12 protein-coding genes and 1 tRNA gene are annotated in these 17,434 nt (G+C 41.4%); 11 read left to right on the forward strand and 2 right to left on the reverse strand.

Annotated elements, in window-relative coordinates; genetic code table 11:
* Nucleotides 1–8: 8 nt before the first annotated feature.
* Nucleotides 9–2,447, reverse strand: a complete 2,439-nt coding sequence (locus tag SIO70_RS15020; protein WP_320581675.1) for an outer membrane beta-barrel protein — start codon at nt 2,445–2,447, stop codon at nt 9–11.
* Nucleotides 2,448–2,608: 161 nt separating this feature from the next.
* On the opposite strand from SIO70_RS15020, the gene SIO70_RS15025 reads away from it, so the two are divergent.
* From SIO70_RS15025 to SIO70_RS15065, 9 genes are all read left to right on the forward strand, one after another.
* Nucleotides 2,609–2,682, forward strand: a tRNA-His gene (locus SIO70_RS15025).
* A 1,197-nt stretch (nt 2,683–3,879) separates the two neighbouring features.
* Entirely contained in the window at nt 3,880–4,446 is a 567-nt protein-coding gene (locus SIO70_RS15030; protein ID WP_320581676.1) for an RNA polymerase sigma factor, read from the forward strand.
* A 112-nt stretch (nt 4,447–4,558) separates the two neighbouring features.
* The gene (locus SIO70_RS15035) at nt 4,559–5,650 is read left to right on the forward strand and encodes a FecR family protein (protein ID WP_320581677.1); all 1,092 of its coding nucleotides are present in this window, start codon (nt 4,559–4,561) and stop codon (nt 5,648–5,650) included.
* 109 nt (nt 5,651–5,759) lie between these two features.
* The gene (locus SIO70_RS15040; RefSeq protein ID WP_320581678.1) at nt 5,760–9,107 is read left to right on the forward strand and encodes a SusC/RagA family TonB-linked outer membrane protein; all 3,348 of its coding nucleotides are present in this window, start codon (nt 5,760–5,762) and stop codon (nt 9,105–9,107) included.
* A gap of 22 nt (nt 9,108–9,129) precedes the next feature.
* Nucleotides 9,130–10,746, forward strand: a complete 1,617-nt coding sequence (locus SIO70_RS15045; protein ID WP_320581679.1) for a RagB/SusD family nutrient uptake outer membrane protein — start codon at nt 9,130–9,132, stop codon at nt 10,744–10,746.
* 90 nt (nt 10,747–10,836) lie between these two features.
* A complete protein-coding gene (locus SIO70_RS15050) occupies nt 10,837–11,829 on the forward strand; it encodes a glycoside hydrolase family 18 (RefSeq protein WP_320581680.1) in 993 nt (330 codons plus the stop codon).
* A 33-nt stretch (nt 11,830–11,862) separates the two neighbouring features.
* Nucleotides 11,863–13,080, forward strand: coding sequence for a DUF1735 and LamG domain-containing protein (locus SIO70_RS15055; protein WP_320581681.1), 1,218 nt, complete (start codon nt 11,863–11,865; stop codon nt 13,078–13,080).
* A gap of 11 nt (nt 13,081–13,091) precedes the next feature.
* The gene (locus SIO70_RS15060) at nt 13,092–14,081 is read left to right on the forward strand and encodes a BT_3987 domain-containing protein (protein WP_320581682.1); all 990 of its coding nucleotides are present in this window, start codon (nt 13,092–13,094) and stop codon (nt 14,079–14,081) included.
* Between the two features lie 76 nt (nt 14,082–14,157).
* Complete coding sequence (locus tag SIO70_RS15065; protein WP_320581683.1) at nt 14,158–14,553, forward strand: DUF1573 domain-containing protein; 396 nt, start codon at nt 14,158–14,160, stop codon at nt 14,551–14,553.
* Between the two features lie 243 nt (nt 14,554–14,796).
* On the opposite strand, the gene SIO70_RS15070 is transcribed toward SIO70_RS15065, so the two are convergent.
* Nucleotides 14,797–15,189 (reverse strand): glycoside hydrolase family 97 catalytic domain-containing protein, encoded by a 393-nt coding sequence (locus tag SIO70_RS15070; protein WP_320581684.1) that lies wholly within the window; start codon nt 15,187–15,189, stop codon nt 14,797–14,799.
* A gap of 170 nt (nt 15,190–15,359) precedes the next feature.
* Here SIO70_RS15070 and SIO70_RS15075 point away from each other — a divergent pair, with 170 nt between their 5' ends.
* Entirely contained in the window at nt 15,360–15,956 is a 597-nt protein-coding gene (locus SIO70_RS15075; protein WP_320581685.1) for an RNA polymerase sigma-70 factor, read from the forward strand.
* A 251-nt stretch (nt 15,957–16,207) separates the two neighbouring features.
* Complete coding sequence (locus SIO70_RS15080) at nt 16,208–17,353, forward strand: FecR family protein (RefSeq protein WP_320581686.1); 1,146 nt, start codon at nt 16,208–16,210, stop codon at nt 17,351–17,353.
* Nucleotides 17,354–17,434 lie beyond the last annotated feature (81 nt).

The following is a 17,434-nucleotide window of genomic DNA, read 5'->3' on the forward strand; positions in this document are numbered from 1 at the left end:
GAAGGGGGTTATAACCTTTCGTTTTGTGGCTTTTTGTCCTCAATTTCCGGCGTTTCTTCCAGATCTTCCTGTTTCTTCTTTCTTTTGAATAAGTTTGGATCCATCTTTCCAAAACGGTAACGGATGTTCAACCTGATAAAACGGGTCATCCTCTTACGGCTGTAGTCCTGTATAAAGGCGTCAGTTTCGTAGTGGGAGCTATATTGTTGTGTATTTAATATATCGGAGATATTGAGAGAGATGGCCAGTGCATTGTTCTTCAGCATTTCTTTCCGCACCCCCATGTCAATACCGTTCATTGCCTTGAAGGTACCCTGTGGCTGTACGCGGGGTGACCGGTAGTGTGCGTTCATTTGTATATTAAAACGGCCGGGCAGGCGGCAATTTGAGTTCACATTGATACCCCAGGAGAAATATTCGTTGCTGATGGCGGCGCCGGTCAGTTTGCTGTATTCCAGGTTCAGGTTACTGGATACATTCCAGCCTTTGAGGATGTGAAGGTTGTAGGTAAAGTTAGCTCCCCAGTCTTTGTCAGTCGCCAGGTTCATAGGTTTGGTCGTGGTGATACCGGTAGTGGTATCCAACACACTGATGCGGTCAATGTCGTCATTGGCCTGGGAATAGTATACCCCGGTATTCAGGAAATCTTTTGAACCTGGGTAATATCTTGAGTAGTTCATTTCGAACTTATGGGTCAGGGATGGGCGTAAAGCCGGGTTACCCACGCGGATGTTCTGCGGGTCGGAGTTGTTCACGTAGGGGAGTAGCTGGTCAAAATTCGGCCTGTCTATGCGGGTAGAATAGTTGAAGATCAGGCTTTGGTCCTGGTTATGTGGCAGGTTGTATTTCAGGAATACACTGGGAAATACGTTGAAGAATTTATTATTCACAGAAGTATCCTTGGTGTATGAGTAGCCATTGAGATAAGCCTGTTCTACGCGGGTGCCGACCATGTAACCGAGGTTGCCGATGGCGTTGGATACATTGACGTAGGCACCGTAAATGTCTTCCTTATAATAATAGGTATTGGAAAGCAGGCTGCTGGTCTGGTATTCCATAGAGTCCCAGTTGTAGACCTGTGCGTTATAGTCGTTGTTGTTATTCCGTAGCGTGACTTTACCTCCTGTTTCGAATTTACCTTTTTTCCCGAATGGGGTGGTATAGTCTGTCTGGATGTTCCAGAACTTATTTTGAGAGCGGCCGGTATTCGCCTGCAGATCGGGATTGGTGGCAGTGTTATACTTTGTGAAGTAGTTACTGTTGCTATTGCCTTTGTTGTTGCTATAGCTCACGTAGGCAGTCCACTCTTCGTTCTGCCTGCTGGTAGTGTGGCGAAAATTGAATGCAGTGTTATTGTTGGGATTTTTATTCCTGCTGGTATTATGTCTTTCACCTGATTTGACGGGGTCTTTGACCTGGTTGAGGTAATCGAGCAAAATGTTGTCTTCGCTATTACCGCCGCTACTGCTAAAGCCTTCGGAGAGGGTGAAAGTATTATACTCACCGAGGTAATAGTCGAGTCCAATACGGCCGCCGTTTTGGTGACTGGTGTTCTTATTATGGCTATCCTGTGTAAAGAACCAGGAGCCGGAAGTATCGGCGATCAGGTTCTGGCGGTAGCTATATCCGGAGCCGGTGGTCGATTCATAGCGGCCATTGTAGTTACCAAAGAAGTTGAATTTCTTCAATCTTAAGCTGGCGTTTGCCGTTCCGTTAACTTGTCCTCTTGTCGCTATGCCGGCGTTGAACATGACATTGTAGCCGATAGCTTTATCTTTTTTCAGCACGATATTGATGATACCGCCACCGCCATTGGCGTCGAATTTGGCAGAGGGGTTGTTGATTACTTCAACTCTGTCGATCGTCTCTGCGGGAATCATTTGCAGGGCCGTTTTAGCATCTCCAAAGGGGGAGGGTTTGCCGTCTACATAGATGGTGACGCTTTTGCCACGGAGGGTAACGTTATCGTCTATATCCACGTCCACGCTGGGAATGTTTTTTAGAATATCAGTGCCTGTACCTCCTTCGGCGGTTACGAAAGCGCCGGCGTCGAATACCTGTCTGTCGATCTGCATAGAGAATGCGGGTTTTTCGGATTTGATTTCGACGGTAGCGAGGACTTTGCCGGTGGGGGTGAGCTTTAGGGTGCCCAACGGTTTATTGGTCGTAATGTTTTTATAGAGGTGGTCGTAACCCATGAAGGAGATACGGAGTATGTAGTGGCCGGTTTGCAGCGAATTGAAGCTGAAAGTTCCATCTGGTTGGGTGTACATACCTGTGAGCACGGAAGAATCTTTTTCCTGTAGGATGACTACGGAAGCATATTCAACGGGCTTACCGGTGTTGGCGTCTATAGCTTTGCCGGTCAGCTTGTTAGTGGTTTGGGCTACTACAGAAACATAACAGGTGGCCAGGACCGCTGTTATTATTAACAGGGAATACCGCATGGAAAGAAAGTTGAGACCGTAACAAATATATTAGTAGTGGGGGGGAATAGGGAATGGAAAATGATGAAAGGTGAGGATTAGGTGTGTGAGGGAAAAAAAGTTCTAAAAATATTTGGAAGTAGAGAATTGTTTTACTTATCTTTGCAATCCCAATTCAAACGGTGGTTGTAGCTCAGTTGGTTAGAGCACTAGATTGTGGTTCTAGGGGTCGTGGGTTCGAACCCCATCATCCACCCACCTTTTTGAAAAAAGGACTTCTGAATAAGAGGTCCTTTTTTTTGTTTGTGACAATCCTTTTTTATGAAATATTCCTGCCTTTTTCTCCAACGCCCACGTATTTAAGCATAGCTAAGCTATTTGACTGTTGCTCTATTATTACCTGACTTTTCTTGACCTCAATTAATTTTTGGTTAATGGGAACAATAATTAATGTATATGCCGTGTCACAGGGTGGTAGATGTTTACCAGGCATTAGTGAAGTTGTATTGACAAAAAGGAGAAAATGTGAGAATAAGAGCAAGAAAGAAATTTCCCCTGATTTTTTAAACACTGTTGTCAGTACTGACAAATTTGCCGTCATTAAACTGCCAGTATAATAATATAGATCCCGGTATTTACCAGGTAGGTGGCAGGTAGTCGTCAGTCGGAATAAAGTGGGGAGGTTGATTTTTAACTACAACCTTCGGGTCGGAGATTGATGGAGAAGTACCACAAATTTTGTGTATCAATTATCTGTCAATAATAGTGGTAGAATGCGTTAAAATCAGTGAATTATTGACACTGCGGAATGAAAAAACTCTGTAAAATCCAGGGTGTGTTTCGCTGGTCAATTGTACGGTGCCGACCAGATTCCTAAATATCTGTCGTATTTCTATTTGTTGGTTTGAGCGTAACTGGTTAACTGAGGTAACAGGATTAACGGTAAAATGGATATGTTCATTATTAGGAATTTGGTAAGGGAAAAGAAATCAAAATAGCCAGCAGCAATTCCTCTCTTTTACTATTTGTAGGAAAAATACAACAACCCTCCTTGGGAAAAATAATTTGATATTTTTATAATTTTTATTTTTTACTTTTATAAATTGGAATAGAATTGCTTACTGTCAGCAGTAATGATTATACCTGAAATATGCCAACGTTAAAATGAAAATCTATATTTGACAACCAATCATCATAAAATATAATAATCATAACAGATATGGCTATCATTTGCATCGCCCGGCATTGCAAGTGGTTCACATCATAGAGGGTGAAAGGGGGAGAGTTTAATTTACGGATTCCAGGAAATGAAAAAGCTAAAGAAGTTAAGACATCATAATCTGAGCATGGGCACGCCATGCTGAAATGTATCCTTTCAAAAGAATTTTATAACGTTATCATATGAGAAACGAAAGCCACAGCAGGGCTTTTAATTTAGATTGTCTAATACAAAATGGATATATCCAAGGGTAAATATTACCTGGTAGATTCCGCTTGGAAGCGGTTTCAGGAGGGAGAGTATATCGCTTTGGGCGAAATTTTCCGTAAGCTTTACGGAGAGCTTTTCTATTATGGGGTGAAACTTATACCCATGGAAGAAGTTGTGCGTGATACTATCCAGGACATTTTCGTAGATATCTGGTCGAGAAAGGAAAAACTCATCAAAGTCAATAATATCAGGGCATACTTGTTTGTATCACTTCGGCATGAGCTACTGCAGCATATAAAAAAGCTAAAAGTTGAAGACCGGGCTGAATTAATGGGTGTTGAGCCGTTTGATTTTTCAATGGAAGATTTTATAATGCAGAAAGAAAATGATTCCAGCAAAAGGCTGCTGCTGGGTCAGAGCCTTCAAAAACTAACTGACAGGCAGCGGGAAGTCATCTTATTAAGATTTAACCGGGAAATGGAATTTGAGGATATTGCACAGATCATGCGCATGAACCTACAGTCTGTTCGCAATTTGCTCTTTCGGGCACTCCAGAAGATCCGGAGCAATATGACCACCCAGAAATGTTAACCACAGAATTATTATAACCCACAAATATCCCTCTCTTAATTTTTAAATTTTTTTTTCACTGAAGTGAGTATAAAATGATTTCTCCTACTCTTTGTTATAAACAGATTAGGACATGGATTTTTTCAATCAGGAATTATTTCAGCAATTAATTGCCGATCTACGCTTTATACAATGGGCAAGAGGTAGGGTGGTAGAAGATGAAAACTACTGGAATAATTGGAAAATATACCATCCGGAGGATGCCGGCACTTTTGATGAGGCATTGGCCATGGTCCAGGATCTTACGATGCGGGAACCGGAGATAAGCGACGAAGAAATCCGCTATCTATGGAGCCAGGTTGATAACCGCATTAAGGAAAAGGAAAATCTGACACAAAGAAGAAGCTTCTTTATCTGGATGAAGGCTGCTGCCGCATGTTTAATATTAGGCTTACTGAGTTATACAGTGTGGTTGACTATTGATAATAGCCGGATCAAATCTGCCTATGCACACATTTCAGATCATTTGAATAATCAGATGGTGTCTGTACAGGCCCCCATGGGAACAAGAGCGGAGGTTGATCTGCCGGATGGGAGTAAAGTATGGCTGAATGCAGGTTCGCGGCTAAGCTACCCGGCATTATTCCAGAATAACGAACGAAGAGTGCATTTAGACGGAGAAGGATTCTTTAAAGTCCAGAAAGGTAAGGTTCCTTTTATAGTAGAAAATGCCGGCCCGGAAGTAAAAGTGTATGGTACCTCTTTTAATGTAAATGCATATGTTAATGAAAACCTGGTCACAGTTGCATTAATAGAAGGAAAAGTATCTCTAAAAACAGATGAAGGGGAACAGTTTTTGAAGCCGGACCAGGTTTCATACTTCGATAAAACGAAGAAAACCCTTGCCATTAAAGACGAGCAACCCGATCGTTTCGTTTGCTGGCGGGATGGGAAATTTATATTCAGAAATACACCTATTGATGCGATCCTTAGAATACTGCAAAGAGAGTACAACGTATCTATTGATATGAAAGACCCATCGCTGGGCAGCTATCGCTATAATGCCACTTTCCAGTATGAAAATCTGGAGCAGATCCTGCAGTTACTGGAATTTTCTGCTCCTATAAAATGTGAATATATAAAAGGGCGATTTATGGAAAACGGATCTTATGTAACAGGACAAGTCCACATATACCTGAATAAGCAAAGGAATCTTAAACTCTAAAAAACAACTGCGTATGTAAAAAAACGAAATGCAGGTAATGCGCTAACATTGCCTGCACTTACACGAATTGAAACTTAATTGATTGTAAAAAATTACCTACTTCAAAAGTATGAAAAAAATTGATAGGATCAGTAAATCCGAAAGGGTTTGTTATGCTAAGATGTTACGTCTTATAAAGCCAACTGTCTTTTTGTTATTGCTCTTTGGCCTTGAGCTAACGGCCGTATCTGGTTTCTCGCAGGCAACACGATTGACCCTGAATGTTAAAAATGCCGCATTAGAAGACGTATTAACACTGATTGAAAAACAGAGTAGCTACGTTTTCATGTATAACAGGCAGATAATAGACGTTACGAAAAAGACCGAAATCAAAGTTGAGAATGCTTCCATTAAAGATGTGCTGGACCTGCTTTTTGCTAAAGTGAACATCAGTTATCGCATTATTAACAAGCAAATAGTGCTCTCCCCAGAATATAATAATGGACCTGAACCCGGCAAAAAAATAGCGGGCAGGGTAACAGATGCCCATGGAAATCCTATAATTGGCGTGTCTGTGTCTGTCAAGGGAACTGCAAAAGGTGTTGTTACTGATCCGACAGGAAATTATGCTTTATCAAACGTTCCTGACAATGCTGTACTGGTGTTTTCGTATGTAGGCATGCAAAAACAGGAACTTCCTGTAACCGACAGAGCAAAAGTGGATGCAGTTATGAAAGATGGATCCGTTGGCATGAATGAGGTAGTAGTAACTGCGCTCGGTATTAAGAAGGAATCCAAATCACTTTCTTATAATGTACAGCAGTTGACCGGTGCGGATGCATTTAAAGTAAACGATGCCAATTTCGTCAATAACCTGAATGGTAAAGTTGCAGGCGTCACCATTAACAGCTCCTCAGCTGGCGTAGGTGGTTCTTCCCGTGTGGTTATGCGCGGACTGAAATCCATCAACGGTAATAATAACGCCTTGTATGTGATTGATGGCATACCTATGATGAACCTTGCCAGCCAACAGCCTTCCGGTGTATTTGAAGGAGCCGGACAAACCGGGGATGGTGTTTCAAATTTAAACCCGGATGATATTGAGAGCATTTCCGTATTAGCCGGTCCGGCGGCAGCTGCCTTATATGGTAGTTCTGCAGCAAATGGTGTGGTGCTGGTCACAACAAAAAAGGGACAGAAGAAGAAAACGTCTCTTGATCTGACTAATAGCACTACTTATTCCTCACCGCTCATATTACCCCATTTTCAGAATACCTACGGGCCGTCTGAACAGGGTAGTTATAACAGCTGGGGAGACAAGCTCACAACTCCCTCTTCTTATAAACCTAAGGATTTTTTCCAGACAGGTATAAATTTTTCCAATTCAGTGAGTCTTTCTACGGGTTCGGATAAAAATCAGACTTACCTGTCAGCAGGTAATGTGAATGCAACGGGTATTGTTCATAACAATGATTACACGCGCTATAATTTCTCTGTGCGGAATACTTCTACTTTCCTGGATGATAAACTGACGCTGGATCTTGGATTCATGAACAGTATCGTCAAAGAGCAGAACATGATATCTCAGGGGCAGTATTTTAATCCACTGGTAGAAGCGTATCTTTTTCCTCCGGGAGATGATTTCTCCAAAGTCCAGGTGTTTGAACGTTATGATGCATCCCGCAATTTTAAGGTGCAGTTCTGGCCTTACGGGGATGAGGGTTTATCCATGCAAAATCCTTACTGGATCACAGAGCGGGATAACTTCATCAATCATAAGGATCGTTACATGACTAACGCTTCCCTGAACTACAAACTGGCGGACTGGATCAATCTTTCCGGTCGTGCCAAAATGGATAAGAGCAGTGACCGTTATGAGAAAAAGTTTGCTGCTTCTACGAATACGCTCTTTGCTTCAGATAACGGCTATTATTCACTGAATGAACAAGCCACCCGGCAGATCTACGGAGAATTTCTGGTGAATATTAATAAATATTTCCATCATCAGATGTTTGGGCTTACAGCGAACGTTGGTGCGAATATCGAAGATGTTCAGTTTGATCAGGATCTGTATGGTGGCAAATTGCAGGGAGTTCCGAATTTATTTACATATTCCAATGTAAATGTTTCTACTTCTGAAGCATCACAAACCGGGTATCACAAACAGAAGCAATCTATATTCGCCAGCACACAGTTAGGGTACAAAGGGATGGTCTATCTGGATCTTACCAGCCGTAATGACTGGTCGTCTACACTGGCCAATTCAAGCATTAAATCATTCTTTTACCCGTCAGTAGGTTTGTCTGGTATTCTTACCGATATTTTGGGAATCGGGTCTGATCTGATGCCATACTGGAAAGTAAGGATGTCTTATTCAGAAGTAGGTAATGAACCGAATGTTTTCCTGACTATCCCAACCTATATCGTTACCAGCGGTTATCCGCAGACCCAGACCCGTATGCCCAATACGAATCTGCAACCTGAACGGACCAAATCATGGGAAGCCGGTATGAACTTCTCCTTCTTCAAAAACAAGTTAAAGTTGGACGCAACTGTCTATAAATCCAATACCTATAACCAGTTCTTTGAGCCAACGCTGTCAGCTTCTTCCGGTTATACAAGTGTAATTGTCAATGCCGGCCGTGTTGAGAATAAGGGTATAGAAGTTTCAGCCAGGTTAAATGAAAAAATAGGTAGTGTGGGTTGGAATTCTTACGTCACCTATTCACTAAACCGGAATAAAATTGTGCGCCTGCTTGATGGCTGGGAGAACCCCAAAACAGGAGAGGTGATTTCATTGACTGAATTTGATATGGGGGGAACAGGCAGTTATAAGATGATGCTGAAAGAAGGAGGCTCAATGGGAGACATTTACGTCAATACACTGAGAACAGACGAACATGGCGCGATTTACGTTGATCCCACATCACAGACAGTTGTAGCGGCGTCTAATACATTTATTTACGCCGGGAACGCGAGTCCAAAATACAACCTCAGCTGGGGCAACCAATTTAACTGGAAAGGCATTTCTCTGAATGTCCTCTTCTCAGCCAGGGTTGGTGGCATTGTGGTATCTAATACCCAGGCCATACTGGATGCATTTGGCGTATCAAAAGCATCTGCAGGTGCGCGAGATGCTGGCGGAGCATTGGTAAATGGAAAGCGTATCCCTGCAAAGGATTATTATACCACCATTGGAAACGTAACAGGAGGAATTGGCTCTATGTACACCTATAGTGCCACCAACGTACGGTTAAGTGAACTCACCGTAGGATATGACCTGCCACTGAGAAAATGGAAATCCTGGGTCAATGGAGCGAATCTCTCTCTGGTAGGTCGTAACTTATTCTTCCTTTACAACAAGGCGCCTTACGACCCGGAAGTAACAGCTAATACTGGTACCTATTACCAGGGCGTAGATTACTTTATGCTGCCAAGCCTCCGTAGTATTGGTTTTTCCTTAAAAGTTCATTTTTAACACTTTTAATTCAATGGTAGCTATGATAAAACATAAGACCTTTCTCCGAAACAGCATCATACCTGTAGCAGGAGCTTTGCTGATCATGCTAAATTCCTGCACGAAATCTTTTGAAGATTATAACACCAATCAGCATGAAGCGACAGAGGATATGCTCTCTTACGATAATTTAAAAACAGGCGCATTCTTTACGCAGATGGAAAGGAATGTAGTGATCTTTGACGACGGTAAGAATCTGAGCAGTGACTACCAAGTTGGCCAGGGGCTTACCTCGGATATTTACGCCGGTTATTACGCGCCTACCGGTACCTGGTATAACGGCATCCATAATGGATCCTACTATTTCATTACTGGCTGGATTGAAAAAACATTTACTGCTGGTTTTTCGGGTATTATGCCTGCCTGGCAATCCATCGTGACAGCGGCGGATGCAGATGGTCTTGAGGAAGTGTCAGCACTTGCCACCATCGTGAAAGTGGAGGGTATGCATCGCGTAGCAGATGCTTATGGTCCTATTCCTTATCTTAATTACGGAAGTGGTTCACTGCAGAATGATTATAATTCACTGGAAGATGTATATACAAAGTTTCTGACTGAGTTAGATTCTTCTATCACAGTGCTGACAAACTATGCAAACGGTAATCCAGGCGCCACCATTTTTAAAAGATATGATTATATCTATAGCGGTAATGTTACAAAGTGGATCAAATTTGCCAATACACTCCGCCTGCGCCTGGCTATGCGTATTGTATATGTTAATCCTGCACTCGCCAAAACAGAAGCTGAGAAATCAGTGAATCACCAGATGGGGCTTATTTCTGAAGTAACTGACCGCGCAGCATTGCAGCATACATCCAATTTAACATACCATCATCCGCTTTACGATATCGCCTATAATTTTAATGCGGGTGAAGCGCGCATGAGCGCATCAATGGATGCTTATCTGAATGGGTATAAAGACCCCCGTTTATCAGCCTATTTTGTTCCTGCGGTTACAGACGGTAAATATCATGGCGTGCGGCTTGGCATACAGACTTCAGTTTGGTCTAAGTATGTAGGCAATGATATTTCCAACCTGAACGTAGATCAAAGTACGAGTATTGTGTGGATGACGGCTGCAGAATCCTGGTTTTTACGCGCGGAAGGGGCACTTTGGGGCTGGAATATGGGAGGATCTGCACAGTCTCTTTATGAACAGGGTATTGAGACCTCTTTTGCGGAAAACAACGCTGGCAGTGCGACAAATTATATCGCAGATGCAACAAGCACGCCAGCTGCCTTTACTGACAATGCCGCCGGCTCAGATTTCAGTACCGCTGCACCAGGTACTATAACGATTGCCTGGAATAGCAGTGCCAGCTTTGAAACAAACCAGGAACGGATCATCACTCAGAAATGGATAGCTATGTATCCGGACGGCCCTGAAGCATGGGCTGAATTTAGGAGAACAGGCTACCCAAGGCTGCTCCCGGTTGTAACTAATAATAGTGGTAGTACCATTAATACGGATAAACAAGTGCGCCGTATTCGTTATCCACAATCAGAATATACGAACAATGCCGTAGGCGTTATTACAGGTGTTAATTTACTGGGCGGTCAGGATAATGGCGGTTCCAAACTCTGGTGGGATAAAAAATAATGAATGTATTACAATCAATGGCTAAAATTCGTCGAAATGAATATAAAAATATTAGGGATAAGATTTTTCCTTTTTTTAATACCCCTGTCAGTGTTTTTTTCATCCTGCAAAACAGATCCGGAAGCCCTGGTTGTTCAGGATCTGACTACGTATAATGCACAGTATTATAAGAACCTGAGAGAATATAAGAAGTCAAATCATACTATATTTTTTGGCTGGTATGCGGCCTATGCGCCGGTAGAAGGCGTTTCCGGTTATAAAGATCCGGCATCCTGGGGAGAACGGATTGCTGGTATTCCAGACAGTATCGACATTGTGTCTTTATGGATGGGGATTCCCGGAAATGATCCCGCTAATGATGACTATGCGCCCATAGCTTATAAGGATATGTGGGATGCTAAGAATAATAAGGGAACCCGTTTTGTAGCGCCTACCATTGTCAGGATGAATAGTGTGATCACACTGAAAGATGGAACTAAATATGATCTGAGCGCCAATCATACGGATGACGGAATTAATGTTTTTGCACAATATCTGGTTGACCAGGTACTGGATGCCAAAATAGATGGGGTAGATCTGGACTATGAACCCGAAGGTGACTGGTTGCAAGGTGATAATTTTACAAAGTTTGTTCAGTATATCGGTCAATACTTTGGACCGCTGGGAAAGTATCCTGACAAATTACTTTGCGTGGACTTTTACAATCAGGCGCCGCCTAAAGAAACAGATCCTTATGTGAATTATTACGTGAGGCAATCTTATTCTGCTGGTTCCGCCGCTACGCTGCAGAGCCAGTTTAATACGATCAACTGGACTTCACCTTCAAAATTTATAGTGACAGAAACATTTGGAGAGAATTACGCGAATGGAGGGGTTCCCTTTACCGAAGTGGATGGGAATACCTTTACCAAAGAAGGCACCCAAATGTATTCTCTTGAAGGAATGGCTCGCTGGAACCCTACACAGGGAGCTAAAGGAGGTTTTGGGGCTTTTTACTTTGACAGGGATTATTATTCAAGCACCGGCATTACTTACTATAATGTAAGGCGTTGCATTCAGATAACCAATCCGGCTATCAGATAATGTACGGTTTAATCACTTTAAAGTATTGATGAAATGAGCATACAAAAATATATAAAGCTAATTATTCCCATATTGGGAAGCATATTCCTCCTGTGCGGATGCACGCCTGATCACTTTGATTATAACAAAGAAGTTATCCTGGTTACCGGAACGGAAAGTAATCCACTTGTGAAGTTTACCGTGGAAGATACACCTGCCTCTTATGTAGTAACTGCATCAGCAACAGGAAAAGTGACGAAAGATGTGACTGTCAATTTTGAAATAGATACAGCGCTGGTAAGTACCTATAATAAGGCAAATAAAACAAGCTATTATGCTATTCCCGCATCATCTGTTACTATGGATACTACAAAGGCTACCATTCATGCAGGTACAGCATCTTCAACAGGCGTTACGGTTCGTGTTGTTTCTACAGAGGATTTTGTGGATGGACGTGCTTATATGATTCCTGTAACCATTCGTACTGTGAGCGGTGCAGATATTCAGGTACTGGGGGCATCAAAAACGATCTTCCTGCGTGTATCCAGAATTATCGAGTTTAGCTCAGTGGACATGACTAACGTTAATTTTTACGGGAATTATTATGCGGATGCACCAGTTGATCTCCCGAATTATACCTATGAAATAAAATGCTACATCAACGGATGGCATGCGGGTAGTGAGCCGATAAGCAGGTTGTCGAATTTTGGTCCCAAAGATGAATCTATTACAAACCTGCTTCGCTTTGGTGAAAATGGACTGGATATAAACTCGCTTCAATGGGTGACGCCGGCTGGTGCCCTGGTTTCAACTACCAGGTTTAATACGGGGCAATGGTATACTATCTCCGTCACTTTCGATGGCAATCATTATTACATGTATGTGAATGGTGTGAAGGATGCTGAACTGACAGGAACAAGTGGTACTTCATTCCAGCGTCTGGAGTTAGGCATGTCTTATTATGATAGCGGAACACCATCTTCTTCATACCCTTATAAACAACGTTTCCTGGGACGGATTGCAGAAGTCCGGCTTTGGAAAAAGGCACTTACAGCCAGCGAAATAGCAGTGGGCTTATGTGGTGTAGACCCTGGAGCTACAGATCTGGTAGCTTATTGGAAGTTTAATGAAGGACAGGGATTTGTGTTTAACGATGCCACAGGGCATGGGTATAATATGGATTGGAGCAAGGTATGGCAAAATGAGATTCAATATAATAAAAGCAGTTATGTGAACTGGCTCTATGACGACAATAATAAATGTAGCCAATAAAAACTACGAAAATGAAAATGTTTGCAATTTCAAAATATATAGCATTTTGTTTTGCTGCAGCTGGTGTTTTCATATTCCAGTCATGCAGCAAAGACAAAATATATGATGTAACAGGATCGGCTGAAAATATGGTGTATATGAATGTACATTCATGGAGCCCGATCAATATGCCTGAAAACAGCTTTCAATTCAATGTTACCCAAACCGGGCAAAAAAGTATTATTTCGGATGTAAGCAGTATAACTGCGAAGTTTGCTGCACAGTGTACACTGGAAGCTACCACAGACATTCAGGTGAAATTTGAAATAGATACCTCTCTGATTTCAGCTGGCTACAAAGGTCTTCCGGACGGTGTTACATTAAACATGGATAAGACTGAATTAACGATTCCTAAAGGCGCCACAATATCGAATGATAGCATCACTATTTCTATTGATTCTGCTAAACTGGGATTATTGGGAGTAGGCTCATACATGATTCCTGTTAAGATCTCGTCTGCAGCAGGCGCTCAGGTGAGTAGTAATTTAAAGTCTGTGTTCCTGGTTGTTGATGTAGCTTTTTCTAATTGTGTGAACAATGCGACCAGTATTGCCGGAACAGCACTAAGAGACAGGACAGGTTGGTCTGCCACCCTTAGTACCATCCCTACCGCCGGAACATTGGAAAATATGTTTGATGGAAACACGAAAACGTATTGGTATGTAAATCCTGCGGCAGCGTGTGAGTTAACAGTGAATATGAACGCCGTGAGTTCCAATATAACAGGCATCCGCCTTAATAGCTATAGCACCAGCTACTCTTTGCAAACAATGACTGTTTATTCCAGTACAGATGGAGTTACCTGGGTGTCGCAGGGCAATGTTACGTTGTCAACAGCGGCAACATATCAGTACATTCAGTTTTATTCTGCTATCAATGCGCAATATCTGAAGTTGAAAATCACAGGATGGAAGTCGGCAACTATTCTTATCCTGACTGAGTTTGATGTATTTATGTTATAAGTGATTATAGATCGGATAGTTTCATGAATTGCATGGAGCTATCCGATTCTACTGTAGGTTATTATATATATTCGAAATGAGGTTTTATATTCTTCTTTTTTTTACAGGCGTCTCTATTCCGCAGCTTAATGCACAAACAGCCAACAACAGCCTGGTATTTCGTGAAATAAAATATGACTTCGGAAATATAAAAGAGAAAGATGGTAAGGTGACGCATACTTTTATTTTCAGCAATACCGGAAGAACACCGGTGGTTATTGAAAACGTTATAACCGGATGTAGCTGTACGGCTATTACTTTTTCAAAAGCGCCGGTCAAAACGGGGAAACAGGGGCGGATAACGGTGTGTTATAACCCTGCTTACCGGAAATATTTATTCTCGAAAGAAATTGATGTAGTCACTAATGAACATAATAATGTGAACAGGATTTGGATAAAAGGGAATGTTATTCCAATTGTGGTTCCTGAGTAGTAAGATTTTTCTGATGACTAGGACAATGAGATTTAGGAATTCGCTTTTTATCGCCACATCCTTTCTCTAATTTCCATCCGTGAAATGCGAAGACGATCTAAAAACATTTCAATGTCAGGCAATGTGGCTTTATACCCATGCGGCAATTATACATATAGATGGCAAAGGCAGTGAAGGTATTTCCCCTAATCTCACATGCCACTAATAAACGGCGTCCAACGGCTTATCAGTTTAAATGGAGGTTTAAATGAATCCAGTTATTACTAATTTAGTATCATCCCATGCGACGGGGACTTCCTGTAAAAATTTCATAGCAGGTAAAGGCAATTGAAGATACCCGGATGGGCTATCTGCAAAATGCTGCAATCCTGATTCAAATGCAACTGCCAATGCTAATTCATGAGCATAAGTCGTAATATGAGGATGTTGTGAGTTAGTAAAGGTTACCGGCGTGTAGTCCATTCCACCTACAACGTTGCGAGTGAAAGGTAGCACTGTATTGTGCCAGGCTGCCTTCGTTGTCATTGTAGAACCATTATTATACCATTCAGCTCCATAAACAGCCTCTGTAGTTATTAAATTAAGGAATGTTCTGGACCATCCTCTAGGTACCGTAGCACCGTGAAAATCAACCATAAGTTTATATTGAGCGGCATCTTGAAGAATATCCAGGTAATAAGCAATATATCATTTGTGTATTATTATCAATATTTTATTTGGAATTAGGAGTGTTGATATATTACCGAATGCGCAATATTTTGAATTTTTATACTTTTTATATACATTTCTGCTGAAATTGGCAATAAATGGGTAAGAAGAATCTTCAATATGAGTCCGATGAATACTTGCTTGATTTAATCAGACTTAATAACGATCATGCTGCATTTTCTATGTTATATGAACGATATTGGAATAAACTCCTGGCCATTTCATTCAATCTCACAAATGATAAAAGTGTCTCAAAGGAAATTGTCCAGGAAATTTTTATCAGCCTATGGAATCGCAGAAATTCACTGGAAATTAAAAATTTAAACAATTATTTAGCCACAGCAGTGAAATTTTCTTTCTTTGACTTCATTGAAAAAGAAAGAAGACGACGTGTATTGGCATCAGCAAAATTTGGAGAAAGAGAAGAAGCAGAATTAGATTTAGGAATCGAGGCACTTTTTATGAAGGAATATCTTACCAGCCTTTTGACTTCCCTACCTGAAAAATGCAGGCTTATCGTAACTTATAGCCGTATTCATGACATGAGCAATTCGGCGATAGCAGAAAAATTGAACATTTCTGAAAAGACGGTAGAAGGCCATCTCACTAAAGGACTAAAACTGCTAAGATCGAATTTTAAAAATCGCAAATCACTGGCAGTTTTGCCTATTCTTCTTTACCTGCATTCTTTGTAGCAGGTGCTAGCATAGTTATTGTAATATAGTTACAATCTTTGATTCAACCCTCCTGTTCCACACCTCCCCCTAACATTATTAAAGTCCATCATCTAACGAATATCTTTAGTTAAAGTATGTGATTTATACTATTAATTATTAGGTTTTCATCCATAGAATACAAAAGCTAACAAAAAATTAAAATTATTTTAACCTGAGCAAGGGTTAAGCCCCTGGTTATCCTACTTATAATTATAGCCAATGTTAAACATATGCAAATTGATGAGTTAGAAATATTAGTCCATAAATATTTGAATGGTACTGCTACTCAAAGTGAAATTCAGTTGCTAAACCAGTGGTATCAACAAGAACAGCTAGTCAATAAGGTATGGGAAGCCGATTCTTTAGATGAAGAAAGGGTCATTAAAACTGAAATATTCGAAGTAATCAGGAACCGAACTGGCATACAACCAAACAGGCAACCAGTTCGGCGACTATGGTTTCCACTTACTGCCGCGGCTTCTGTCCTGTTACTCTTTTGTGTCGGCTTTTATTTTTATATGCCCGACAAGAAAGCTGGTCCCCAGGAGGCGAGTCTTCTTCACAATGATGCACTCCCAGGTTCAAACGGAGCAATTTTGACACTGGCTAACGGACAAAAAATTCAGTTGGGAGAGGGGGGCACAATTAAACCAGATATTGAACACACGGACAGAATAAAAAAATATGGTGACAGCATTGTCGTTTACAGCTCATCAAACAAATGTCAGATGAGCTCCACAGCATACAATACCATTACTACACCGAATGGGAAACAGTTCCATATTGTATTGCCGGATGGCACCAAAGTATTTATGAATGCAGCGTCAAGCCTGCAATATCCAGTGGTTTTCAGTGGATCTGAACGGGTAGTAAAACTCACCGGGGAAGCTTATTTTGAAGTGGTGCATAATAGCCGGATGCCTTTTAAAGTGCAGGTAGACAAACAGGTAGTAGAAGACATCGGTACTGAATTTAATATCAATAGCTACAACGATAATGGGGCGATAGCAGTGACAGTACTGGAAGGAAGCGCCAAAGTCCAGGTAAATAAAAATGCTGTCACCTTAACGCCGGGACAACAGGCGCTGACCGAAACAGGGAATGATCAAATCAAGGTTCAATCTGCAGATACTGAATCTGTTCTGGCCTGGAAAAATGGATTATTCCATTTTAACAACGCAAGTATCGATCTCGTACTTAAGCAACTGGCAAGATGGTATGACCTGGAAGTAATATATGAGGGCAGCATTCCTAAAAAGACTATCGATGGGGAAATATACAGGGACGTCAAATTTTCAGAAGTTTTCATGATTCTAAAAGCACTTCAGATTAATTACAGAATCGAGGGACGTAAAGTAATTATCAAGGCAGCATAATCAATACCAACCAATAAAATCATCAATCAATTTTTTAATTCATCAAATGAGCTGACAGCAGGCACCACAATTTTTTTGTAA

It is taken from the genome of Chitinophaga sancti, assembly GCF_034087045.1.
Lineage (GTDB): Bacteria > Bacteroidota > Bacteroidia > Chitinophagales > Chitinophagaceae > Chitinophaga > Chitinophaga sancti_B.